The 23,822-nt window shown below is 73.3% G+C and carries 21 protein-coding genes; 5 read left to right on the forward strand and 16 right to left on the reverse strand.

What is annotated here, in order from left to right:
• Nucleotides 1–2 precede the first annotated feature (2 nt).
• Nucleotides 3–1,505, reverse strand: a complete 1,503-nt coding sequence (gene guaB / locus KG111_RS14720; protein WP_205291034.1) for an IMP dehydrogenase — start codon at nt 1,503–1,505, stop codon at nt 3–5.
• A gap of 90 nt (nt 1,506–1,595) precedes the next feature.
• Between guaB and zwf the strand changes: the two genes are divergently transcribed.
• Nucleotides 1,596–3,065 carry a glucose-6-phosphate dehydrogenase gene (gene zwf, locus KG111_RS14725; RefSeq protein WP_205291035.1) on the forward strand — a complete coding sequence of 490 codons (1,470 nt, stop codon included), beginning with the start codon at nt 1,596–1,598 and terminating at the stop codon, nt 3,063–3,065.
• Between the two features lie 16 nt (nt 3,066–3,081).
• Here zwf and KG111_RS14730 read toward each other — a convergent pair whose 3' ends face one another.
• The 3 genes from KG111_RS14730 to groES form a co-directional block, all read right to left on the reverse strand.
• Nucleotides 3,082–3,954 carry a GNAT family N-acetyltransferase gene (locus KG111_RS14730; protein WP_205291036.1) on the reverse strand — a complete coding sequence of 291 codons (873 nt, stop codon included), beginning with the start codon at nt 3,952–3,954 and terminating at the stop codon, nt 3,082–3,084.
• Between the two features lie 205 nt (nt 3,955–4,159).
• Entirely contained in the window at nt 4,160–5,782 is a 1,623-nt protein-coding gene (gene groL / locus KG111_RS14735; protein ID WP_205291037.1) for a chaperonin GroEL, read from the reverse strand.
• Between the two features lie 78 nt (nt 5,783–5,860).
• Nucleotides 5,861–6,154, reverse strand: coding sequence for a co-chaperone GroES (gene groES / locus KG111_RS14740; RefSeq protein ID WP_205291113.1), 294 nt, complete (start codon nt 6,152–6,154; stop codon nt 5,861–5,863).
• 229 nt (nt 6,155–6,383) lie between these two features.
• Here groES and KG111_RS14745 point away from each other — a divergent pair, with 229 nt between their 5' ends.
• On the forward strand, nt 6,384–8,600 hold the full coding sequence (locus KG111_RS14745) for an MMPL family transporter (protein ID WP_205291114.1): 2,217 nt from the start codon (nt 6,384–6,386) through the stop codon (nt 8,598–8,600).
• Nucleotides 8,601–8,624: 24 nt separating this feature from the next.
• The gene (locus KG111_RS14750; RefSeq protein WP_205291038.1) at nt 8,625–9,800 is read left to right on the forward strand and encodes a class I SAM-dependent methyltransferase; all 1,176 of its coding nucleotides are present in this window, start codon (nt 8,625–8,627) and stop codon (nt 9,798–9,800) included.
• A 94-nt stretch (nt 9,801–9,894) separates the two neighbouring features.
• On the opposite strand, the gene KG111_RS14755 is transcribed toward KG111_RS14750, so the two are convergent.
• From KG111_RS14755 to KG111_RS14765, 3 genes are all read right to left on the reverse strand, one after another.
• Nucleotides 9,895–10,521 carry an MBL fold metallo-hydrolase gene (locus tag KG111_RS14755; protein WP_205291039.1) on the reverse strand — a complete coding sequence of 209 codons (627 nt, stop codon included), beginning with the start codon at nt 10,519–10,521 and terminating at the stop codon, nt 9,895–9,897.
• Entirely contained in the window at nt 10,518–11,630 is a 1,113-nt protein-coding gene (locus KG111_RS14760; protein WP_205291040.1) for an S-(hydroxymethyl)mycothiol dehydrogenase, read from the reverse strand. Before KG111_RS14760 ends, KG111_RS14755 begins: the two co-directional genes overlap by 4 nt.
• A 149-nt stretch (nt 11,631–11,779) precedes the next feature.
• A complete protein-coding gene (locus KG111_RS14765; protein WP_205291041.1) occupies nt 11,780–12,484 on the reverse strand; it encodes a hypothetical protein in 705 nt (234 codons plus the stop codon).
• A 155-nt stretch (nt 12,485–12,639) separates the two neighbouring features.
• Here KG111_RS14765 and KG111_RS14770 point away from each other — a divergent pair, with 155 nt between their 5' ends.
• Together KG111_RS14770 and KG111_RS14775 are read left to right on the forward strand one after the other, a co-directional pair.
• The gene (locus tag KG111_RS14770; RefSeq protein ID WP_205291042.1) at nt 12,640–13,203 is read left to right on the forward strand and encodes a hypothetical protein; all 564 of its coding nucleotides are present in this window, start codon (nt 12,640–12,642) and stop codon (nt 13,201–13,203) included.
• On the forward strand, nt 13,203–14,549 hold the full coding sequence (locus KG111_RS14775) for a hypothetical protein (RefSeq protein WP_213449999.1): 1,347 nt from the start codon (nt 13,203–13,205) through the stop codon (nt 14,547–14,549). Before KG111_RS14770 ends, KG111_RS14775 begins: the two co-directional genes overlap by 1 nt.
• Before the next feature lie 33 nt (nt 14,550–14,582).
• Here the strand turns inward: KG111_RS14775 and tsaD are convergent, their stop codons facing one another.
• From tsaD to glmS, 9 genes are all read right to left on the reverse strand, one after another.
• Nucleotides 14,583–15,641: a tRNA (adenosine(37)-N6)-threonylcarbamoyltransferase complex transferase subunit TsaD gene (gene tsaD / locus KG111_RS14780; protein WP_205291044.1), complete on the reverse strand. Its 1,059-nt coding sequence runs from the start codon at nt 15,639–15,641 to the stop codon at nt 14,583–14,585.
• On the reverse strand, nt 15,641–16,126 hold the full coding sequence (gene rimI, locus KG111_RS14785) for a ribosomal protein S18-alanine N-acetyltransferase (protein ID WP_205291045.1): 486 nt from the start codon (nt 16,124–16,126) through the stop codon (nt 15,641–15,643). The genes tsaD and rimI overlap by 1 nt, the downstream gene beginning before the upstream one ends.
• 26 nt (nt 16,127–16,152) lie before the next feature.
• On the reverse strand, nt 16,153–16,812 hold the full coding sequence (tsaB, locus tag KG111_RS14790) for a tRNA (adenosine(37)-N6)-threonylcarbamoyltransferase complex dimerization subunit type 1 TsaB (RefSeq protein ID WP_205291046.1): 660 nt from the start codon (nt 16,810–16,812) through the stop codon (nt 16,153–16,155).
• 67 nt (nt 16,813–16,879) lie between these two features.
• Nucleotides 16,880–17,836 carry a tRNA (adenosine(37)-N6)-threonylcarbamoyltransferase complex ATPase subunit type 1 TsaE gene (tsaE, locus tag KG111_RS14795; protein WP_205291047.1) on the reverse strand — a complete coding sequence of 319 codons (957 nt, stop codon included), beginning with the start codon at nt 17,834–17,836 and terminating at the stop codon, nt 16,880–16,882.
• The gene (locus KG111_RS14800) at nt 17,833–18,969 is read right to left on the reverse strand and encodes an alpha/beta fold hydrolase (RefSeq protein WP_205291048.1); all 1,137 of its coding nucleotides are present in this window, start codon (nt 18,967–18,969) and stop codon (nt 17,833–17,835) included. Before KG111_RS14800 ends, tsaE begins: the two co-directional genes overlap by 4 nt.
• Complete coding sequence (alr, locus tag KG111_RS14805) at nt 18,966–20,135, reverse strand: alanine racemase (RefSeq protein WP_205291049.1); 1,170 nt, start codon at nt 20,133–20,135, stop codon at nt 18,966–18,968. Before alr ends, KG111_RS14800 begins: the two co-directional genes overlap by 4 nt.
• Nucleotides 20,136–20,151: 16 nt before the next feature.
• Nucleotides 20,152–21,579 (reverse strand): NAD(P)H-hydrate epimerase, encoded by a 1,428-nt coding sequence (locus KG111_RS14810; protein WP_205291050.1) that lies wholly within the window; start codon nt 21,577–21,579, stop codon nt 20,152–20,154.
• 2 nt (nt 21,580–21,581) lie between these two features.
• The gene (locus tag KG111_RS14815; RefSeq protein WP_205291051.1) at nt 21,582–21,935 is read right to left on the reverse strand and encodes a holo-ACP synthase; all 354 of its coding nucleotides are present in this window, start codon (nt 21,933–21,935) and stop codon (nt 21,582–21,584) included.
• 21 nt (nt 21,936–21,956) lie between these two features.
• Nucleotides 21,957–23,801: a glutamine--fructose-6-phosphate transaminase (isomerizing) gene (glmS, locus tag KG111_RS14820; protein WP_205291052.1), complete on the reverse strand. Its 1,845-nt coding sequence runs from the start codon at nt 23,799–23,801 to the stop codon at nt 21,957–21,959.
• Nucleotides 23,802–23,822: the final 21 nt, after the last annotated feature.

Below are 23,822 nucleotides of genomic sequence, written 5' to 3' on the forward strand. Positions count from 1 at the left end.
GGTCAGGAGTGGCTGTAGTTCGGTGCCTCGACGGTCATCTCGACGTCGTGCGGGTGGCTCTCCTTGAGCGAGGCGGAGGTGATCCGGATGAACCGGCCCTTGGCCTGCAGCTCGGGGACGGTGCGGGCGCCGACGTAGAACATCGACTGCTGCAGCCCGCCGAGGAGCTGGTGGGCGACGCCGGACAGCGGACCCTTGTAGGCCACGCGGCCCTCGATGCCCTCGGGCACGATCTTGTCGTCGCTGGCGACCTCGGCCTGGAAGTAGCGGTCCTTGGAGTAGGACTTCTTGCCGCGCGAGGACATGGCGCCCAGCGACCCCATGCCGCGGTAGGCCTTGAACTGCTTGCCCTGGTGGAAGACGACCTCGCCGGGCGACTCCTCGCAGCCGGCGAGCATGGAGCCGATCATCACGGTCTCGGCGCCGGCGACGATGGCCTTGGCGATGTCACCGGACTGCTGGAGCCCGCCGTCGGCGATGACCGGAACGCCGGCCTTGCTGGCGGCCAGCCAGGCCTCGTACACGGCGGTCACCTGCGGCACGCCGCAGCCGGTGACGACCCGGGTGGTGCAGATCGAGCCGGGGCCGAAGCCCACCTTGACCGCGTCGGCGCCGGCGTCGACGAAGGCCTGCGCACCCTCGCGGGTGGCGACGTTGCCGCCGATGACCTGCACGTGCTTGGTGGCGGGGTCGGACTTGAGCCGCTTGACCATGTCGAGCAGCAGGGTGACGTGGCCGTGGGCGGTGTCGGCGACGAGCACGTCGACGCCGGCCTCGATCAGGCCGGTGGCGCGCTCCCAGGCGTCGCCGAAGTACCCGATCGCGGCGCCGACCATCAGCCGGCCGCTGGCGTCCTTGGAGGCGAGCGGGAACTGCTCGGACTTCACGAAGTCCTTGACGGTGATGAGACCGCCGAGGCGGCCTTGGTCGTCGATGAGCGGGAGCCGCTCGCGCTTGTGCTTGCGCAGCAGCATCGTCGCCTCGTCACGGTGGATCCCGACCGGGCCGGTGACCAGCGGCATCGGGGTCATCACCTCGGAGACCTTGGTGCTGGCCCACTCCGCGACGGGGGTGAACCGCAGGTCGCGGTTGGTGCAGATGCCGAGCAGGCGGTTGTCGGTGTCGACGACGGGCAGGCCGGAGACGCGGTACTCGCCGCAGATGCGGTCGAGCTCCTCCAGCGTCGCGTCGGGGCCGATCGTGACGGGGTTGGAGATGATCCCGGTCTGGGTCCGCTTCACCAGGTCGACCTGGTAGGCCTGCTCCTCGGCGGAGAGGTTGCGGTGCAGGATGCCGATGCCGCCCTCACGGGCCATCGCGATCGCCATCCGCGACTCGGTGACGGTGTCCATCGCCGCGCTGATCAGGGGCGACTTGAGCGAGATCTCGCGGGTCAGCCGCGAGGTGGTGTCGATCTCGTCGGGAGCGAGGTCGGAGTGGCCCGGCAGCAGCAGGACGTCGTCGTAGGTGAGACCGAGGGCTGCGAACTTGTCGGGAACCTCCATGACCGAATCCTACGGCCACGCCTCCGGCGCCCCGAACCGGTGCGGGCGTGAAGTACCTCCCGCCCCTTGCCCGTGCGGCACGCTGGTCAGGTGACCTCCGACCTCCCGCCGCACGTGCTGGTCCTCTTCGGTGCCACGGGCGACCTGGCCGCCCGCAAGCTGTTCCCCGGCCTGTACCACCTCGCCGCGGCCGGCCGGCTGCCCGAGCACCTCCGGGTGATCGGCGGCGGACGGCACTCCCCGGGCAGCGACGAGGAGTTTCGCGACCAGGTCCGCGAGGGGCTGGCCGAGCGCGTCGGCGAGCTCGACGAGGCCGTGGCCGCTGCTCTGCTGGAGCGCATCCGGTTCGTGGCCTCCAGCGCCGACGACGGCGCCGCGCTCGGCCAAGCCGTGCGGGACGCCGAGGACGAGCTGCTGCGCGACGCCGGCGTCCTGCTGGGCGACGTACGACGCCTGCTGTATCTCTCGGTGCCCCCGGGCGCCGTCAAGGCCATGGTGGGCATGCTCGACCGGGAGGAGCTGGCCGACCGCTCCCGCCTCGTCGCGGAGAAGCCGTTCGGCACCGACCTGGCCTCCGCGCGGGAGCTGCACGCGATCCTCGGGGAGGTGTTCGAGGAGGAGCAGATCTTCCGCATCGACCACTTCCTGGGCAAGGAGGCGGTGCAGAACATCCTGGCGCTGCGCTTCGCCAACGGCCTCTTCGAGCCGGCCTGGGACCGGCACACCATCGAGTCCGTGCAGATCGACGTGCCGGAGAAGCTGACGGTGGCCGGCCGCGGCGCCTTCTACGACGCCACCGGCTGCCTGCGCGACATGGTCACCACCCACCTGTGCCAGCTGCTGGCGTTCGTGGCGCTGGAGGACCCGCACGCGTTCCGGGAGTCCGCGATCCGCGCGGCGAAGGCGGCCGTGCTGGCCGCACTGCGCCCCCTGGACCCCGAACGCGTCGTCCTCGGCCAGTACGACGGCTATCGCGACGAGCCGGACGTGGCTGAGGACTCCGACGTGGAGACCTTCGTCGCGATCGAGGCCTGGATCGACAACGACCGCTGGCGTGGCGTCCCGTTCCACCTGCGCACCGGCAAGGCGATGCCGCAGGGGCGGCGCACGATCACGGTGCGCTTCCGCGACCCACGGCACCGTTGGCTGCAGCCGGCCGAGGGCACGGCGCTGGAGCCGAACGAGCTGGTCTTCGAGCTGGCCGACCAGCCCCGGATCGTGATCGACGTGCGGGCCAAGCGGCCGGGACCGGACATGGCGCTGCTGGAGGGCGTGTTCCGGCTGGACCTGGGCGAGTCGCCCGGCACGACGGACCCGCTGGAGGCCTACGAGCGGCTGCTGCTGGACGTGATGCGTGGCGACCGGACGCTGTTCATCAGCTCGGACGAGGTCGACCGGTTGTGGCAGGTCTGCCAGCCGGTGCTCGACTGCCGCCCGACGGTGCACCCGTACGCGCAGGGGACGTGGGGTCCTGCCGCCGCGCTCGACCTGCCCATCGACGGCTGGCGGCTGAGCAGCCACGGCCCGGACCCGGCGCTCTCGGGCAGCGAGAAGGACTGAGGAAACCCGGGGGGCCTCAGCGCCGCAGGTCGCCCAGGGCGATCCGCACGGTCAGGGTGTCCCCGGTGACCCGGATCCGCCCCCGCATGCCCGCGGCCAGCACCATGGGCAGCACCGCGGGGCTCTCCGAGGGCGCGGTGAGCACGATCTCGTCGGCGCCCGCGGCCCGGGCGGCACGGGCGACGTCGGCGAGCAGACGGGTGCCGAGGCCGCGGCGCTGCCAGGCGGGGTCGACCCACAGGTCCACCGGCCAGGCCTCGCCGTCCGCCGCGGGCGGGGTGACCTCGGCGCGACCGGCGACGTGGCCGGCGACGACCGCGGCGACCACGCGGCCGGTGGTGACGTAGTCCGGCTCGAAGCCGCCGGTGCCCGAGGGCACCGCCGGCGCGACCGGCACCCGCGCGGTGAGGGCGTCGCCGAGCAGGTCGGCCAGCGCCTCGGCGCGGGCCCGCTCGGTGGCGGTGAAGGGCGGGTCGCGACGGATCTGGATCGTGGTGTGGTCGCCCACGCTCATCTCGAGCACGTCCTGGTGGGCCTCCCCCGGCTCGATGTCGGCGTCGAAGAGGTGGGCGACGATCTCGGGGAAGCGGGACGGCTCGGCGATGATCGCGCGCACCGCCCGCACGTAGCGGGTGGGCTGGTCCTCCAGCGCGGCGCCGCCGACCTGGGTCGCGCAGACCGCCTGGCCGCCCGCCGCCCTCGCCATCTCGACGACCTGCTCGCGCGAGAGCTCCGCCGGCGCCTCGACGACGAGCTCGTCGGTGATCTCGCCGCCGTCGGGAAGGACCTGCACGGCGCGGATGTCGACGCCGGCGCCTCCGCACGCAGCGGCGAGCTGGGCGAGCGCACCCGGTCGGTCCATCAGGCCGACCCGGACGCGCCACAGCATGCGTCCACTATGCCCCGCGTCGGTGTCGCGCAGCCGACCTGCAGGTTTCACGGCGACGACATACCGAGGATCGGGGACGTGGCGAGCGTGCACCGGCCCGTCGGCGGGTCAGGTAGGCCGGGATGGGTCGGGGCAGGTCAGGGTGGGAAGCAGACGAGCCCGCCCCGGACGTACCGGGACGGGCTCGCGTGCGGATCAGGAGCGATCAGTGGCCGTGGCCGTGACCGTGACCGGCGGCGGCCGCCGGCTCCTCCTCCTCGGGCTTGTCGACGATCAGGACCTCCGTGGTGAGCAGCATGGCCGCCACCGAGACCGCGTTCGCCAGCGCCGACCGGGTCACCTTGACCGGGTCGATGACGCCCTGGGCGACCAGGTCGCCGTACTCGCCGGTGGCGGCGTTGTAGCCGTTGCCGACACCGAGCTCGCGGACCTTGTTGGTCACCACGTAGCCGTTCTCGCCGCCGTTCTCGGCGATCCAGCGCAGCGGCTCATCGGCGGCCTTGCGCACGATGCGCACGCCGAAAGCCTCGTCGCCCGTCAGGCCCAGGTCGTCGTCCAGCACGGAGACCGCGTGCACGAGGGCGGAGCCGCCACCGGGCACGATGCCCTCCTCGATCGCGGCGCGCGTCGCGGAGACGGCGTCCTCGATGCGGTGCTTCTTCTCCTTGAGCTCGACCTCGGTGTGGGCACCGACCTTGATCACCACGACGCCGCCGGCCAGCTTGGCCAGCCGCTCCTGCAGCTTCTCGGTGTCCCAGTCGGAGTCGGAGACCTCGATCTCCTTCTTGATCTGCTCGACCCGGCCGGCGACCTCGGTCGCCTCGCCGGCGCCGTCGATGATCGTGGTGTTGTCCTTGGTGACCACGACGCGACGGGCCTGGCCAAGGACGTCGAGACCCACCTGGTCGAGCTTGAGCCCGACCTCGGGGGCGATGACCTGCCCACCGGTGAGCACCGCGATGTCCTGCAGCATCGCCTTGCGGCGGTCGCCGAAGGCCGGGGCCTTCACCGCGACGGCGTTGAAGGTGCCGCGGATCTTGTTGACCACCAGGGTCGACAGCGCCTCGCCGTCGACGTCCTCGGCGAGGATGAACAGCGGCTTGCCGGCCTGGATGACCTTCTCCAGCAGGGGCAGCAGCTCAGCGATCGCGGAGATCTTGCCCTGGTGGATGAGGATGTACGGGTCGTCGAGGACCGCCTCCTGGCGCTCCGCGTCGGTGACGAAGTACGCCGAGATGAAGCCCTTGTCGAACTGCATGCCCTCGGTGAACTCGAGCTCGGTGGAGGGGGTGTTGGACTCCTCGACCGTGATCACGCCGTCCTTGCCGACCTTGCCGAAGGCCTCGGCCAGCAGCTCGCCGATGTGGGCGTCGCGGGAGGAGACCGTCGCCACGGAGGCGATGTCCTTCTCGTCGTCGACGTCGCGGGCGGCGGCCTTGAGCGCGTCGCCGACAGCAGCCGCGGCCGCGTCCATGCCGCGCTTGAGACCCATCGGGTTCACGCCGGCGGCAACCGCGCGCAGGCCCTCGTGGACGAGCGCCTGGGCCAGGACCGTGGCGGTCGTCGTACCGTCACCGGCGACGTCGTTGGTCTTGGTGGCGACCTCCTTGGTGAGCTGCGCACCGAGGTTCTCGAACGGGTCGTCGAGCTCGACCTCACGAGCGACGGTCACGCCGTCGTTGGTGATCGTCGGCGCTCCCCACTTCTTGTCCAGCACGACGTAGCGGCCCTTCGGGCCGAGCGTCACCTTGACGGTGTTCGCGAGGGCATCGACGCCGCGCTCGAGCGCGCGCCGTGCGTCCTCGTTGAACTCCAGGATCTTGGGCATTGACTACTCCTTGGGAAGTGCCGAAGGCGTCACGCGGTCCAGCTGCGTGACGCCTCCGAGCAGCATCGAGTGCTTGGATCAGGCCAGGACGGCGAGGACGTCGCGGGCCGAGAGGATCAGGAACTCCTCGCCGCCGTACTTGACCTCGGTGCCGCCGTACTTGCTGTAGATGACCTTGTCGCCGACGCTCACGTCGACCGGGACACGGTTGCCGTTGTCGTCGATGCGGCCGGGGCCGACAGCGAGGACCTCGCCCTCCTGCGGCTTCTCCTTGGCCGTGTCAGGGATGACCAGACCGGAGGCGGTGGTCTGCTCGGCCTCGAGGGGCTTGACGACGATGCGGTCCTCGAGCGGCTTGATGTTGACCGACACGATGTCGACCTCCACTTTCTAGGGCTGATGCGATGGTTGCTGCTTGGTTCGTGGTGCGGTCGCGGGCACCTGGGCGCCCTCGACCGGCGTTGGCACACTCGGTACGAGAGTGCCAAAGGTGAAACTAGCACTCTGTGTCAGTGAGTGCCAGAGGCGGCCGGGGCATGCGCCCGCTGCCAAGGCGCAAAGTGGTTGACCCGGGTCGCGTGGACGCGGAAGCGTGAGCCCCATGTTCGCTGCGCTGGGCCGCTTCGTGACCCGATTCCGCTGGTTCGTCATCGCCGCCTGGCTGCTGCTGGCCGTCGTCGTGAGCGCCAGCGCCCCGGCACTGGAGTCCACCCAGGACAACTCCGAGTTCCTGCCCGAGCACTACGAGTCGGTCCAGGCGCTGGCGTTGCAGGAGGAGAAGTTCTCCGACGCCTTCTCCCCCGGCGCGATCCTCGTCGTCGAGCGCGAGGACGGTGGCGAGCTCACCGCCGCGGACCAGGCCGCCGTCGGCACCCTTGCCACCCAGCTCGCCCCCGAGCTGGGCACGAAGACCTTCCAGCCGCTGGTGATCGCCCAGGACGAGCAGGGCAAGCCCAACCTCTCGCCGGACGCGAAGGTCATGTTCGCGGTCATCCCGCTGGCCGAGGACGCCAGCGGGTACGACGCCCAGGCGTTCGAGGACGGCCAGGCGCTGCGCGACGCGATCGACGAGCTCACCGAGGACACCGGCCTCGAGGTGCGGGCGACCGGCACCGTGCCGCAAGGCCTGGACTCGCAGGAGTCCGGTGAGCGGGCGCTGCTCGTCGTCGGCATCGCCACCATCGTGCTCATCGTCGGGCTGCTGGCGCTGATCTTCCGCAGCGTGCTGATCTGCCTGCTCCCGCTCGTCACCGTCGGCATCGTCTCGGTGATCGCGACCGGTGTGATCGGGTGGGCCAACGCGGCCTTCGACCTCAAGGCCGACTCCTCCGTCGAGCAGATCCTGGTCGTGGTGCTGTACGGCGTCGGCACCGACTACATCCTGTTCTTCCTCTTCCGCCACCGCGAGCGGCTGCGCCAGGGCGCGTCGGTGCAGAGCTCGGTGGTGCACAGCCTCGACCGGGCCGGCGAGGCGATCGCCTCGGCCGGTGGCGCGGTGATCGTGGCCTTCATGGCGCTGGTCCTCAGCTCGCTGAGCATCTTCCGCGCGATCGGCCCGGCGCTGGCGATCGCCGTGTTCGTCACGCTGCTCGCCGCGCTCACCCTCGTGCCCGCCCTGGTCTCGCTGCTCGGCAAGGCGCTGTTCTGGCCGTCGAAGGCCTGGCAGAAGGAGCCGAAGCACGGCGCCTTCATCCGGATCGGGCGGACCGTGGGCCGCCGCCCCGGGCGCACCGCGCTGGTCTCCGGTGGCGTGATGGCGGTGCTGGCGATCTTCGCGCTCGGCTTCAACCCGTCCTTCGACTTCAACTCCAGCCTGCCCGAGGGGGTGGAGTCCACCGAGGCGCTGGAGACCTTCCAGGAGAACTTCTCCGCGGGCGCCGCCGAGCCGGTCCCGGTGCTCCTCGACACCGACGGCACCGAGGTCGGCGGCGACGAGCTCGCCGCGTTCGGCGCCGCGCTCGGTGAGGCGCAGGGGGTCGACGCGGTCAGCGAGCCGGTGCCCGCCAAGGACGGCACCGCGTTCCAGTACTACCTCACCCTCGCCGATGACCCGACCTCCGACGCGGCGCAGGACAACGTCGGCGGACCGATCCGCGACGTCGCCCACGACGCCGCCCCCGAGGGCACCGAGGCCTTCGTCGGCGGCACCCCCGGCATCTTCGCCGACATGTCCTCGGCGATGGCCCGCGACTACCGGGTCGTCTTCCCCGTCGCGGCCGGCGTGATCCTGCTGATCCTGGCGCTGCTGCTGCGCAGCCTGGTCGCGCCCTGGTTCCTGATGGCCGCGGTCGGCCTCGGCTTCGCCGCCACCCTGGGCCTGACCGTCATCGCCTTCCAGCTCATCGGGGACGAGACCGGCCTGATCTTCATCCTCCCGATCTACATCTACCTGTTCGTGACCGCCCTGGGCACCGACTACAACATCTTGATGATCGCCCGGCTGCGCGAGGAAGGCCGTGAGGGCCATGACCCGCACGCCGCCGCGGCGCAGGCGGTCACCCACGCCGGGCCCACGATCGGTGCCGCCGGCCTGATCCTGGCCGGCACCTTCGCCTCCCTGATGCTGGCCGGCAACACGCTGCTGGTGTCGATGGGCTTCGCGCTCGCCGTCGGCATCTTGATCGTGGCGTTCGTGATGTCGATGTTCTTCACCCCCGCGTTGACCTCGCTGCTCGGGCACGCGGCCTGGTGGCCCGGGCACGGCGACCGGGCCCGCCCCGACGGGCGCGACGGGCGCGACGGGCGCGACGGGCACGACGGGCACGGACCCGACGACGGTCCCGCACCCGAGGCGGTGACGGCGGGGTCCAGCCGCTGACGGGCGACCTGACAGGATCACCGGGTGGACCTCGAGACCTTCCGGTGGCTGCTGGGCGACGACGGTCAGGCGCTGCTGGCCGAGGCGAGCGACCTGGTCGCCGGTGGCGCCGACGCCCTGGCCGCGGGCTCCGCCCTGCGTCGTACGACGACCGCGGAGCGGGCCGCGGCGGCGCTCACGCAGGTGATGCTGCGCGAGCGGGCGGCGGCGAAGTTCGGCGACCTCGCGCCGCGGCTGTACTTCACCCCCGACGCCCTGGAGCAGGCCACCCGGTTCCGGGTCGCCGAGCACCGGGCGGGCCGGGCGGCGGCGTTCGGCGCGCGCACGCTGATCGACCTCGGCTGCGGCATCGGCGGGGACCTGATGGCAGCGGCGCGCACCGGGATGATCTGCGCGGGCGTGGACCTCGACCCGGTCCGGGTCGCGATCGCCGAGGCCAACCTCGCCGCCCTCGGCCTCACCGGAGCGGTGCAGGTGGCGGACGCGACCACCGTGCTGCACGAGACGTTCGACCTCGCCTTCGCCGACCCGGCACGGCGCTCGGGGGCCGGGCGCAGCTTCCGGGTCGAGGACTGGACGCCGCCGTGGGAGTGGGTGCAGGGCCTGTTGGCACGCGACGCCTGCGTCAAGGTCGCCCCCGGCATCCCGCACTCGCTGGTGCCCGACGGCGTCGAGGCGGAGTGGGTCAGCGACGACGGCGAGGTGAAGGAGGCCGCGCTGTGGGCGGGACGGACCGCGACCGCGCGGCGCCGCGCCACGGTGATCGGTGACGGCGGCCTGGCCACCGTCACCGACGAGGAGGACCCCGGGCCCGCGGCGGTCGGGGTGCGCGCGGTCGGGGCGTACCTCTACGAGCCCGACGGCGCGGTGGTCCGGGCCGGCCTGGTCACCGCCGTCGCCGCCACCTTGGGCGCGGGCCTGCTTGACGAGCGGATCGCCTACGTCACCGGCGACAACGCGTTCCGCACGCCGTTCGCGCGCGGCTATCGGGTGCTCGAGGAGCTGCCCTACCGGGAGAAGCAGCTGAAGGCGGCACTGCGCGAGCGAGGCGTGGGCCGGTTGACGATCAAGAAGCGAGGCGTGGAGGTCGTCCCGGAGACCCTGCGCAAGCGGCTGGCCCTGTCCGGCGACGCGGAGGCGACGATCGTGCTCACCCGGGTCGCCGGCGAGGGCACGGCGCTGCTCGTCGAGCCGCTGTGAGCGCGCGGTAGTCCCTGACGAAAAGCACCGGATCCGTGAGGATTCCGGTGCTTTTCGTCAGGGACTACCGCGCGCGGGCGGTGAGAGGGCGGGCTCAGCCGAGCAGGGCCTGCTCGGCGGCGATGGTGGTGTCGTCGCCGTGACCGGTGTGCACGACGGTCTCCGGCGGCAGCGCGAACAGCTTGGCGCGGATCGAGGCCTCGATCGTGGGCCGGTCGCTGAACGAGCGGCCGGTCGCGCCCGGCCCGCCGGAGAACAGGGTGTCCCCGGTGAAGACGCAGCCCAGCTCGGGGGCGTAGAGGCAGACCGCGCCCGGGGCGTGGCCTGGGGTGTGCAGCACCTGCAGGGTGGTGCCGGCGACCTCGATGCTCATGCCGTCGGCGAGGTCGACGTCCCACAGTTGGCCGTCGGGGTCGTCCGCACCGCCGTGGGTCAGCTCCCAGACCGGACGGTCGTCGGGGTGCAGCATGATCGGCGCGACGGTGCGCTCGCGCAGCGCGGGCGCGACCCGGACGTGGTCGTCGTGGGCGTGGGTGCACACGATCGCCTTGACCTTGCGATCGCCGACGACCGCCATGATGTCGTCGACCGAGTGCGGTGCGTCGATGACGATGCACTCGGTGTCGTCGCCGACCACCCAGATGTTGTTGTCGACCTCGAAGGTCTCCCCGTCGAGGGAGAAGGTGCCGGAGGAGACGGCGTGGTCCACGCGCGCGGTCACAGCACGACCACCGAGCGCAGCACGTCGCCGTGGTGCATCCGCTCGAAGGCGGCCTCCACGTCGCCCAGGCCGATCTCCTCGGTGACGAACGCGTCGAGGTCGAGGCGGCCCTGGCGGTAGAGGTCCACGAGCATCGGGAAGTCGCGGCTGGGCAGGCAGTCGCCGTACCAGCTGGACTTCAGGGCGCCGCCGCGGCCGAACACGTCGATCAGCGGGAGGTCGGGCACCTTCATGTCCGGGGTGGGCACGCCGACCAGGACGACGGTGCCGGCGAGGTCGCGGGCGTAGAACGCCTGCTTCCAGGTCTCCGGGCGACCGACGGCCTCGATGACCACGTCGGCACCCTCGGCGCCCTCGTAGGTCTCGGCGCAGATCCGCTTGATCTCCTCGACCGGGTCGGTCTTGGAGGAGTCGACGACGTGGGTGGCGCCGAGCTCGCGCGCCTTGTCGAGCTTCTTGGCGTCGATGTCGACGGCGATGACCGGGCTGGCACCGGCCAGCGCGGCGCCGGCGATCGCGGCGACGCCGACACCGCCGCAGCCGAGCACCGCGACGCTGCGACCACGGGTGACCGCTCCGGTGTTGATCGCGGCGCCGATGCCGGCCATCACGCCGCAGCCCAGCAGCCCGACGGCGGCGGGCCGGGCCTGGTCGTCGACCTTGGTGCACTGGCCCGCGGCGACCAGGGTCTTCTCCGCGAAGGCGCCGATGCCCAGCGCCGGGGAGAGCTCCTTGCCCGCGTCGGGGCCGTCGGCGAGCGTCATCTTCTGGGTCGCGTTGTGGGTGTTGAAGCAGTAGTGCGGCTCGCCGCGCTTGCAGGCACGACACTCACCGCACACCGCACGCCAGTTGAGCACGACGAAGTCGCCGGGGGCGACGCCGGTGACGTCCGGACCGACGGCCTCCACGATCCCGGAGGCCTCGTGGCCGAGCAGGAAGGGGAAGTCGTCGTTGATGCCTCCCTCGCGGTAGTGCAGGTCGGTGTGGCACACGCCGCAGGTCAGGATCTTCACCACCGCCTCGCCCGGACCGGGGTCGGGGACGTTGATCGTGGCGATCTCGACCGGGGCTCCCTTGCTGCGGGCGACGACGGCCCGGACCTGCTGCATGTGTGACTCCTGATGCTCGGCGATGAGGGGCGCCTCCAGCCTAGTGCGGGGTCGCCGGCCACACCGGGCTCGCCCGGGCGCACCCGTCGACCCGTGGGCGCGCTCACGTGCCGCGGCTCAGGAGCGCTCGCGCGCGGTCGCCCCGCGCCTCACTTCCACTCCACGGAGGCCAGCACGGACTCCACCAGGGCATCGGCTTCGGCGTCGGGCAGGTCCTTGGGAAGGACGAGGCTGACGGTGACGAAGACGCCGGCGTGGATGGTGCCGAACCGGTAGTAGGTGTACTCGTCATCGGCGCCGGTGAGCACCCAGCCGGACAGGCCACGGACCTCGCGGTCGTCGCCTCGCGCGATGCCGGCACCATCCTTGAACTCGCCGTACGTCTCGACGTCGACGACGGCGATGTCCTCGAAGTCGGTGCTGCTAGTGGGGAACTCGGCGAGGGTGAGCTCCACCGGTCCGGCATCGATGTTCGTGGCCGCCGTCACCGTGCGGGTGCCGTCACCCACCGCGTACCACTTCCCACCGGTCTCGGGTGCGTGCACCCGTACGGCGTCCTTGGTCTGCAGCTCCATCCCGCTCGCCGGGACCACCTCGGGGGTGGCGGCGGTCGGGGACTCCTCCGGCGACGCGGCGGCGCCTGCGGACGTCGTGCTGGTCTGCGGCTCCCCGGGCTCCACGTCGGCGTCTCCGCACCCGGCGAGCGTCAGCGCCACCACCGCCGCCGCGGCCAGGAACCGCCCGAACGTCCCGGTGCGTCTGGGGCGCCGGGAGAGCGAGGGAGTCGTGGTCGAGACCGAGGTCGACGGGGCGTTCCCCACGGGCGGGCGCAGGGCGGGCGGCCGAGGGGACATGGCGGCTCCTTGGTCCGAAGGCGAGCGGCAGCGGCAGCGGCGGTGCTGCCCGACCGGGACCCGAGAGTAGCCGCTGGCCGGGCTGGTTTCACCGCGTCACGCGCCGGGTATCCCTCCCGACGCCCAGCCACACCTCGGGACAAGGACGGATCAGCATGCTGCCAGAACTCGCCGGTCTCTCACCTAAGACCATGGCCAAGGAGTCCCCTAAAGGACTCGAACTGGCCGAGGACGAGATCACCAAGGTGATCAAAGAGCTGCAGGAGCAGATCAAGGCGCTGGAGGAGAACCGGTTCGAGGTGGACGCGCACATCGCCAAGAGCTCCCTCGGCCAGGCCGACCTCTCCCCCGCGCTCGCCCGGCACCACGCCCGCGCCCACGGCGTCGTCACCGACACCCTGAGCGCGCTCCTCCTCGACCTGCAGAAGTTCCAGACCGCGGTCCGCGAGGCGCGCGGGCTGATCGGCAGCACCGACGCCGCCGCCGAGCAGGACCTCAAGCTCATCCTGGCCGGCACCGAGGACCTCGACCTCGGCCGCTACGCCTACGACCGGGCTCAGCGCGACCACGTGCACACGCCGGCCACCGACGAGCCGGTGGCTGATCCCGGGGCTGATCCCGGGGCTGGTCCTGGGGTTGATCCTGTGGCTGATCCGGGGGCTGATCGTGGGGCTGCCGCAGGGTCGCAGACCCCCGCCAACCGGACGGAGCAGCCCTGATGGCCGGAGAGAAGATCGCCCGCCTCAAGCAGTGGGTCGCGGGGATGGAGACCGGCGACGTGTTGGTCTCCGCGATCACGTGGAGCCACGCGGCGACTGCCCTGAACGAGGTGCAGACCGCGCTGTTGTCGGCAGCGCCCAAGGTGCGCGAGGGGTTCGGGCAGGGCTCGGACGTGGGCATCCAGGCAGAGGCGGCCTTCACCAGCGCCGCCGAGCGGCTGGTGGAGCAGACGGAGCGCCTCGAGGCCGCGGGCAAGCGGCTGATGACGGCCCAGAACCGGATGGCCGAAGCGGAGGCGCTGGCCAAGCAGAAGACCCCGGATCCCGGCCCGGCGCCGAAGCCCGAGGACTACCCGGGCTACCAGCTCAACCCCCTCGCGATGCTGGCGCATGCCAGTGCCGTCGCCACTCACCAGGCCGAGCTCGGTGCGTTGCGGGCCCGCGACGACGAGGCGGAGAAGGCGATGCAGAAGCTGGACATCGCCTACCAGGAGGCGATCGAGGTCCTGGCCGGCATCCACGGTGACCCGTACCTGCCGGTCGACCCCGACGACTCACCGGCCGGCGGGCCCCCCGGAGGTCCCCGCGGCGTCCCGCCGGTGCCGGTGGGTACGCCGCCCGTGCCCCCGCCGACCCTGAACCCGGTCGACCCGATCGACCCGCCGTACCCGGTCGACCCCGTCGACCCGATCGACCCGATCGACCCGATCGACCCGATCGACCCGATCGACCCGATCGACCCGATCGACCCCGTCGACCCGCAACCGCCGGTCGACCCGCTACCCCCCGTCGACCCGCCGCCCCCGGTGAACCCGGTGCCTCCGACCGGCGTCCCCGGCGGGGGCCCCGGAGGCGGCCCCGGCGGCATGCCGGTGGGCGGCCTGATCGGCGGAGCCGCGGCGGGCGCGTTCGGTGCACCCGGAGCGATCAACGGCATTCGCAACCTGCTCGGCCGGGGAGGTCCCTCCGCGGGCGTCGGTGCGATCGGCTCCAGCGCCCGGACCGGTGGGCCTGCCTCGCTCGGCGGTCGCGCCGGAGCACCCGGCAGCCCGGTGAGCAGGGCTCCCGGTGGCGCCGCAGGCAGTCCGCGGGCCGGCGGCCGCGGCGCGGGTGGTGCAGGGGCTCCGGGCGGTCGCGGCGGTCGCGGCGGTGCAGCCGCGGGCGGCACCGCCGGTCGTGGCGGTCGTGGCGGGCGTGGCGTGCCGGGTGGTCGCGCAGCAGCAGCCGGCGGCGGAGCGGCGCGCCGCCGGGGCCGCGACGAGGAGTCCACGGAGCCTCGCGACCTCTTCGACGACGGCAACGACTGGCTCGACGACGAGGGCGCCGGGCCGGGCGTGCTGGGCTGAAGCCTCCCGGGTCCCCCTGCGTGCTCGCCGGCGTCAGCCGGCGAGCACGTCGGTCACGGGCAGGCTGGAGTCCGCCGGCAGGTCGAGGGAGGACGGCGTCCGTCCCCGCGCCACCATCGTGGAGCCGAGGGCGGCGACCATGGCGCCGTTGTCGGTGCACAGACCGGGCCGGGGCACCCGCACCTGGATGCCGAGCCGCTCGGCCCGCTCGGTGGCCAGGGTGCGGAGGCGTGAGTTGGCGGCGACGCCGCCGCCGATCATCAGGTGCTCGATGCCCTCGCTGCGGGCCGCGTCCAGGGCCTTGCGGACCAGCACGTCGCAGACCGCCTCCTGGAAGGAAGCGGCGACGTCAGCCACCGGCACCGGCTCACCGGCGCGCTCGCGGGCCTCGACCCAGCGGGCGACGGCGGTCTTGAGGCCGGAGAACGAGAAGTCGAACCGGTGCCGCTCCAGGTCGCGCCGGCTGGTCAGGCCGCGCGGGAAGTCGATCGCCACCTTGTCCCCCTCGCGGGCGGCACGGTCGACGTGCGGGCCGCCGGGGAACGGCAGCCCCAGCAGGCGGGCGACCTTGTCGAACGCCTCGCCGGCGGCGTCGTCGATGGTCGCACCCAGCGGATCCACGCCAGAGTCGTGGCCGGTGACGTCGGTGACCTTGAGCAGGCTGGAGTGACCGCCGGAGACCAGCAGCGCCAGGCACGGCTCGGGCAGCGGACCATGCTCGAGCTGGTCGACCGCGACGTGCGCGGCGAGGTGGTTCACGCCGTACAGCGGCTTGCCCAGGCCCAGCGCGAGCGCCTTGGCCGAGGCCACCCCGACCAGCAGCGCGCCGGCCAGGCCGGGGCCGTGGGTCACCGCGATCGCGTCCACGTCGGAGAGCCGGATGCCGGCGGTGTCGCACGCGCGCTGCACGGTGGGCACCATCGCCTCGAGATGGGCGCGGCTGGCGACCTCCGGCACCACGCCGCCGAACCGGGCGTGCTCCTCGACGCTGCTGGCGACGGCGTCGGCGAGCAGGGTGTGCCCGCGCACGATCCCGACGCCGGTCTCGTCGCACGAGGTCTCGATCCCAAGCACCAGGGGCTCGTCGCGCATCACGCCTCCATTGTGACGGGTGCGTCCGGTGAGGACGCCTCGGGCAGGGTCAGGCTCAGCACGATCGCGTCGGTGCCGTCGCGGTAGTAGCGCGGGCGGCGGCCGAGCTCGGCGAAGCCGTGCGCGGCGTAGAGGGCGATCGCCGCGGCGTTGTCCTCTCGGACCTCCAGCAGCAGCCGGGTGGCTCCGGCGTCCGCGGCGTGCTCGCGGACGGCGGCCAGCAGCGCCGCCCCGGTCCCGCTGCGGCGGCAGTGCGGCACCACCGCGATGCGTTGCAGCTCGGCGTCGGGCACGACGAGGCTGAGCACGGCGTAGCCCACCAGCCCCTCGCCCGAGCCGGGCTCCTCGGCGACCAGGTAGCTCACTGTCGGCAGCGCGTCCCGGACGCCCTCGGAGACGAGGTTGTGCGACCACGGGTCGAGCGGGAACGCCTCGGCCTCGAGCGCGACGATCGCCGGCACGTCGGCCGGCGTCGCGGGGCGCACGAGGGCTCGCTGCCGCCCCACCGGGCTCACCGGGCCGGCTCGCCCTCGGGCAGGACGGCCTTGGGCGCCCGCGGGATCTCGGCGTCGGGGCGGCGCAGGTAGAGCGGCTCGGGCGCCATCAGCTCGACCGTGCCGGCCACGACGGCGCGGGCGAGCCAGGCGGCGTCGGGTCGGCGCGGGCCGCGGGCGTCGGCGAACGCCTCGGGGTAGAGCACCGCGCCCTCACCGACGACCGGCAGGTCGGTGGTGAGCGTCGCCGGCCGGTCCACCACCGGGAACGTCGTACGACGCCCCGCGGCGTCGTAGGAGGCGAGGTAGACCTCCTTGCGGCGGGCGTCGGAGGCGACGACGAACGCGCCCTCCACGGTGCCGGTGGCGACCGCCTCGGCGGCGAGCACGTCGAGCGAGCACACGCCGAGCACCTCGGCGTCGAGCACGTGGCCCAGGGTGCGGGCGGTGACCAGGCCGACGCGCAGGCCGGTGAACGGCCCGGGGCCGGTGCCGACCGCGATCCGGCGCACGGCTGAGGGCGCCACGCCGGCGGTCTCCAGCACCTGCTGGATCAGCGGGGCCAGCTGCTCGCCGTGCTTCATGGCGACCTCGGAGGTGGCGGAGGCCACCACGTCGGAGCCGTCGTGCAGGGCCACGGTGACCGTCGGGGAGGCGGTGTCGAACGCGAGCAGCACCCCCCGAGGCTACCTGCCCGCCGCCGGCCCGCCGGGCCGGGCGCCGCAGCACCGGCTACGGCAAGGGCTAGGGGCGCACCACCGAGCGCAGGTCGGCGCCGAGCCAGCGCAGCCCCACGGGGTCGAGCTCGACGGTGCGGGGGTCGAGGTCGGGTCCGGGGGCGGCGGCGGTGGCGCGGCCGATGCGCACCTCCAGCCAGGAGTCGGCCAGGCTCTCCGCCAGCCCGCTGCCCCACTCCACGACCGTGACCGCGTCGGCGAGGTCGGTGTCGAGGTCGAGGTCGTCGAGCTCGGCACGGCCCCCGAGGCGGTAGGCGTCGACGTGCACGAGCGCCGGCCCGCCGACCAGCGAGGGGTGCACCCGGGAGATGACGAACGTCGGCGAGGTGACCCCGCCACGCACGCCGAGCCCCTCCCCCAGGCCCTGGGTGAAGGTGGTCTTGCCGGCGCCGAGCTCGCCGCTGAGCACGAGCAGGTCGCCGGCACCGAGCCGGACGGCCAGGCGACGCCCCAGCGCGCGCATGTCCTCGGCCTCGGGCACCTCGACGGTGAGCGGCACCGGCCGGGCCATCTCGACGTACGGCGACGTCCTGCCGGTCACGGCAAAGCCCATGTCGCGCCAGAAGCCGACCGTGCGGGGCAGCTCCTCGCGGGCCAGCACCACCAGCCGGTCCGGGGCCCGGGCCGGGTCGAGCGAGGTGGCGGCCCGGGCGGCGACCTCTGACAGCGCCGCGCGCACCAGCGCACGGGCGATGCCCCGGCCCTGGGCCTGCGGGACGACGCCGAAGCGGCGCAGGAACACGGCGCTCTCGTCGGGGTCGAGCACCACGACCCCGACGGGACAGCCGTCGAGACGGGCGAGCAGGCCGCCGCCCGGTGCGAGCATGGCGGCGATCGACTCGGCCGTCTCCGACAGCGCGTCGGCGGGTGGGTCGAGCGGCGCCCGGGCGGCGAACGCCGTCCGGACGACCTCCAGCGCGTCGTCGGCCGCCTCGGGACCGACCAGCGAGATCTCCACGGTCACCGCTCGGCTGCCCTCGCCGTCGCCGCGGTGATGAGCTGGTCGAGCTCGGAGTTGACCAGGTCGTGGCGCTCCATGATCACCATGTGCCCGGCGCCCTCGCACTCGAGCAGCTGGGAGCCGGGAAGGCGGGAGTGCAGCTTGCGGGAGTGCCCCACCGAGGTGAGCCGGTCCGCGGTGCCGCAGATGATCGACACCGGGACGGCGGCGAGCCGCTCCACGAAGTCGAACTTGTCCAGGCTGGCGAAGTGCGGGAAGAAGTCGGCGACCGTCTCGAACGGGGTGGCGCCGAGCATCTTGTCGACGAACTCGACGTAGCTGGCGGGCACGTCCTCGCCGAACGCGAGCCGGTCGGTGGCCACGGTCGCGGCCGCCCGGGCGGAGCGGCGCGCGGCGTCGACGACGCCGTGGCGCAGCCGCAGCGTGCGCACCACGCGACTGGTGAGCGGACCGGTCAGCCGTGCCGGCAGCATCGGCAGCAGGATCCGGCCGGGGTCCAGGCCGCCGGCGGTGGTGGAGATCAGCGCCGCGCCCACCACGCGCTCCCCGATCAGCTCGGGGAATTGCTCGGCGAACGCGATGATCGTCATCCCGCCCATCGAGTGGCCCACCAGCACGACCGGGCCGTCGGGGGCGACGGAGTCGATGACCTCCTTGAGGTCGCGGCCGAGCTGGTCGATGTTGGAGTGCTCGCGGGTGGAGTCGTCGGAGCGCCCGTGGGAGCGCTGGTCGTAGTAGACGCTGCGGACCAGGCCACGGTAGGCGGCGCGCTGGAAGTGCCAGCAGTCCAGGTTGAGGCAGAAGCCGTGCACGAACACGACGGTGACGTCCGGGTCGCGGCGACCGACCCGGCGCAGCAGCCGGTCGGCCGTGCCCGGGGTGCCGGGGTCGACCTCGTCGACCTCGACGTGCAGGTTCACCCCGTCGCTGGCCACGACCGTCACCGCCGGCGAACGGAGGCTGCCGAACGACACGTCGTCCCCGGCGCGCCGGCTGATCTGCCGCTGCTGGCGCAGCACGCCGATCGCGGTCCCGGCCGCGGCGACCCCGAGCACGCCGGCCAGCGAACCGGCCAGCGAACCGGCCAGCCTTCCCCGTCCGTGCCCGCTCCCGTGCCTGCTCCCCTGCCTGCTCATCGCAACCCCACGTGCGTCCGGCTCATCCGCCCACCGATCCTGGTCACGATCTCGTAGTTGATGGTGCCGCAGGCCTGGGCCCAGTCCTGCGCGGTCGGTCCGCCCGCGGACCGCGGCCCGAAGACCACCACCTCGGTCCCGATCTCGGGCCGGTCGCCGTCGAGGTCGACCACGACCTGGTCCATGCACACGGTGCCACGGATGGGCCGCAGGCGCCCGCCGATGCCCACCCGGGCGGCGGCCTCCGGCTCCCCGGGCCGCGAGGCGCTGCGCGGGATGCCCTCGCCGTACCCGACGGGGACCAGGCCCAGCGTGGTGGGCCGCTCGGCGACCCAGTGCTGGCCGTAGGAGACCGCGTCGCCCTCGTGCGCGTCCTTGACCATCATCAGCGGGGCCCGCACGGTCATCGCCGGCACCAGCCCGATGTCGGGCGTGTGGCCCGGGGCCGGGTCGAGGCCGTAGAGCGCGATGCCGCAGCGGACCGCGTCGTAGCGGGCTGAGGGCCGCAGGATCGCTGCGGCGGAGTTGGCGAGGTGGCGCATCAGCGACGTCAGCCCGTGCGCCTCCGCGAGCGCGACGGCCTCGTCGAACACCGCCTCCTGCTCGGCGTTGGCCGGGTGCTCCGGCTCGTCGGCGCAGGCGAGGTGGGACCAGATGCCGGTGACCTGCCACTGCCCCGCCTCCTCGCCGGCGCGGGCGCGGGCGAAGACGTCGGGCCAGGCGGCGCGCGGGATGCCGCCACGGGTCAGGCCGGTGTCGACCTTGAGCTGCACCCGAGCCGGTCGTCCGGCGCGGTCCGCGGCGGCGGCGATCGCGTCCAGCTCGGCCACCGAGTAGGCACTGAGGTCGATGCCGGCGGCGACGGCGGCGGCGTACGTCGCGCCCGGGGTCACCTCCGGGGACGAGATCCAGCACAGCAGCGGGCCGTCCAGGCCGGCCTCGCGCAGCACCAGTGCCTCCTCGACGGTGGCGGTGGCGAGCCACTGCGCACCGCCGGCGCGGGCCGCCCGGGCGCTCTCCACCATGCCGTGGCCGTAGCCGTCGGCCTTGACCACCGCGATCAGCGGCACCCCGGAGATCTCCCGCAACACCTCGGCGTTGGCCCGGATCGCGTCCAGGTCCACCACGATCTCGGCCGGTCCGAGAGGCGCCGTCGTGCGGGACATGTCCTCGATCCTCCCATCACGCCGCGACGAGCAGCGCGACGAGGTCCCCCAGCGCCTCGGCGACGTCGCCGGCCACGAGCGGGCCACCCCCGGAGGCCAGCGTCGCCGCCGCACCGTGCAGCCAGGAGCCGACCGACGCGGCGTCGTACGGCGCCAGGCCGGCCGCGAGCAGCGCACCGATGAGTCCGCCGAGCACGTCGCCGGCGCCCGCCGTGGCCAGCCAGGGGGTGCCGGTCGTGGTGACCCGCACCCGGCCGTCGGGGGCGGCCACGACCGTGTGGCGCGCCTTGAGCAGCACCACGGCATCGTGCTCGACCGCAGCCCTGCGGGCGTGGTGCAGCCAGCGCTGCTCGACCTCGGCCCGCGGCACGCCCAGCATCCGAGCGAGCTCGCCGGCGTGCGGGGTGAGCACCGCGGGGCGCCCGCGGACCAGGTCCGCGTGGGCCAGCGCGTCGGCGTCGACGACGAGGGGCACGTCGTCGGCCAGGCTGGCGCGCAGTGCCACCTCGGCGCCGGTGTCGCTGCCCGAGCCGACCACCCAGGCCTGCACCCGGCCGGGGCCGATCACCTCGGGGTGGCCGCGGTGCACCAGCTCCAGCACGGCGGCGTCGCCGTCGTAGCGCACCATGCCGGCCAGCCCGCAGGCGGCGCCGGCGACGCTGAGCACCCCGGCGCCGGGGTAGGTCGCGGAGCCGGCCCGCACGCCCACCACGCCGCGGGTGTACTTGTGCGCCTGCGGACCCGGGCGGGGCAGCAGCGCCGCGACGTCCTCGGGCTGCAGCGCCTCGACGTCCGGCTCGGGCAGGTCCAGGCCGATGTCGACCAGCGTCAGCGCGCCGCACGCCTCGGCGGCGGGGTCGAGGAGGTGGCACGGCTTGTGGGTGCCGAAGGTGACGGTGAGCGCGGCCCGCACGTGCGGCCCGTCGACCTCGCCGGTGTCGACGTCCACCCCGGACGGCACGTCGACGGCGACCACCGGCACCCCGGCCAGCGCCTCGAGCGCGGCCACCGCCTCGGGCCGCAGCCCCGGCTTGCCGCCGATGCCGACGATGCCGTCGAGGACCAGGTCCCAATGGCCTCCCCCGGTGCCGCCATGACCGTGCCGGCCGCGGGCCGCTGCGACAGCCTCCGCCGCCGGCAGCACCCGTCCGCCCGCGGCCCGCAGCGCGGCGACACCCCCGGCGTGCGCCTGCGTCGACAGCAGCCACGCCTCCACCTGCACGCCGCGCCGCGCCAGCACGGCACCGGCGTGCAACGCGTCACCACCGTTGTCGCCGGACCCCACCAGCGCCACCACCCGACGGCCGTAGCCGCCGCCCAGGGTCTCGAGCACGACGTGGGCCAGGCCGTGGGCGGCACGCTGCATCAGCGTGCCCTCGGGCAGCGTCGCCATCAGCGCGGCCTCGGCGGCGCGGACCTGCGCGACGGTGTGGGCCCGGATCATGCTCAGGACTCCAGCACCACGACCGCGGAGGCGATGCCGCCGTCATGGGTCAGCGATACGTGCACGGAGGCCACCCCCAGCTGCTCGGCGACCGCCAGCACCGAGCCGCGCAGCTCGAACCGCGGCCGGCCGGAGTCCTCACAGACCACCTCGGCGTCGTGCCAGGACATGCCGGCCGGGGCACCGAGCGCCTTGGCCAGCGCCTCCTTCGCGGCGAACCGGGCGGCCAGCGAGCGCGGCGGCAGGGCGCGCTCGGCGGGCGTGAACAGCTTCGTCACCAGCGCCGGCGTACGACGGCACGACTCCGCGAACCGGTCGATCTCGCACACGTCGATCCCGACGCCGACCACGGCCACGACGCCCCCGTCCGCTCGCGGCTACTCGACCGTGACGGACTTGGCCAGGTTCCGCGGCTGGTCCACGTCGTGGCCCATCGCGGTGGCCAGCTCGCAGGCGAACAGCTGCAGCGGCACGCAGGCGACCAGCGGCTGCAGCAGCACGGGCACCTTCGGCAGCCGGATCAGGTGGTCGGCGTACGGCTCGATGGAGGTGTCGCCGGCCTCGGCCAGGCAGATCGTCCGGGCGCCGCGGGCGCGGACCTCCTGGATGCCCGAGAGCATCTTCTCGTGCAGGTGGTCGCGGCCGCGCGGCGGCACGACACAGAGCACGGGCAGCCCGTCCTCGATGAGGGCGATCGGGCCGTGCTTGAGCTCGCCGGCGGCGAAACCCTCGGCGTGGATGTAGGCGAGCTCCTTGAGCTTGAGCGCCCCTTCCAGCGCGACCGGGTAGCCGGCGTGGCGGCCCAGGAACAGCACCGACCGGGTGCCGACGTGGGCGCGGGCCAGCTCGTAGACCTGCTCGGCGCCGTCGAGGACCGTGCGGATGTGGTCCGGCATGGCCTCCAGCTGCGCCATGATGTCCTCGATCTCGTCGCCGTAGCGGGTGCCCTTGACCTGCGCGATGTAGAGCGCGAGCAGGTAGCAGGCCACCAGCTGGGTGAGCAGCCCCTTGGTGGAGGCGACGCCGATCTCCGGGCCCGCGTGGGTGTAGATCACCGCGTCGGACTCACGCGGGATCGAGGCGCCGTTGGTGTTGCAGATCGCGAGCACCTTCGCGCGCTGCGCGCGGGCGTGCATGATCGCCTGCAGCGTGTCAGCGGTCTCCCCCGACTGACTGATCGCGACGACCAGGGTGGTGGAGTCGATGATCGGGTCGCGGTAGCGGAACTCCGAGGCCAGCTCGACCTCCACCGGCGTCCGGGTCCAGTGCTCGATGGCGTACTTGGCCACCATCCCGGCGTAGAACGAGGTGCCGCAGGCGATGATGATGATCTTGTCGATGTCGCGCAGCTCCTCGTCCGCGAGCCGCATCTCGTCCAGCTGCAGGCGGCCCTCGGCGTCACGCCGGCCGAGCAGGGAGTCGGCGACCGCGTGCGGCTGCTCGAAGATCTCCTTGCGCATGAACCAGTCGTAGCCGTCCTTCTCCGCCGCGGAGAGGTCCCAGTCGACGTGGAAGCGGCGCGCCTCGACGGGGCTGCCGGCGAAGTCGGTGACCTGGACCGCCTCCCGGGTCATCACCACGATCTGGTCCTGACCCAGCTCGAGCGCCTCGCGGGTGAACTCGATGAACGCCGCGACGTCGGAGCCGAGGAAGTTCTCGCCGTCGCCGAGGCCGACCACCAGGGGCGAGTTGCGGCGAGCGGCGACGACGGTCTCGGGGTCCGCGTTGTCGATGGCGACCAGCGTGAAGGCGCCCTCGAGCTGCTGGCAGACCCGCTGCATCGCGGTCGTCAGGTCGATGCCGGAGCGCACCTGCAGCTCGAGCAGGTGCGCGACGATCTCGGTGTCGGTCTCCGAGGTCAGCTCGTGGTTGTCGGCCTCGATCCGCAGCCGAAGGTCGGCGAAGTTCTCGATGATGCCGTTGTGCACGAGCGCGATGCGGCGGGTGGCGCCGGTGTGCGGGTGCGCGTTGACGTCGTTGGGCTGGCCGTGGGTGGCCCAGCGGGTGTGTCCGATGCCGATGTGGGCGTCGGGCAGCGGAGACTCGTCGAGCACCTTCTCCAGGTTCGCCAGCTTGCCGGCCCGTTTGCGCACCGTGAGCGCGCCGTCGGCGACCACCGCGATACCGGCGGAGTCATAGCCGCGGTACTCGAGTCGACGCAGGCCGTCGAGGACGACCTGCTGGGCCGCCCTGGGTCCGATGTAACCGACGATCCCGCACATGGTCGACCAGTCTAGATGGAC

The sequence above is a fragment of the Nocardioides faecalis genome, from assembly GCF_018388425.1.
In the GTDB taxonomy this organism is placed as follows: domain Bacteria; phylum Actinomycetota; class Actinomycetes; order Propionibacteriales; family Nocardioidaceae; genus Nocardioides; species Nocardioides faecalis.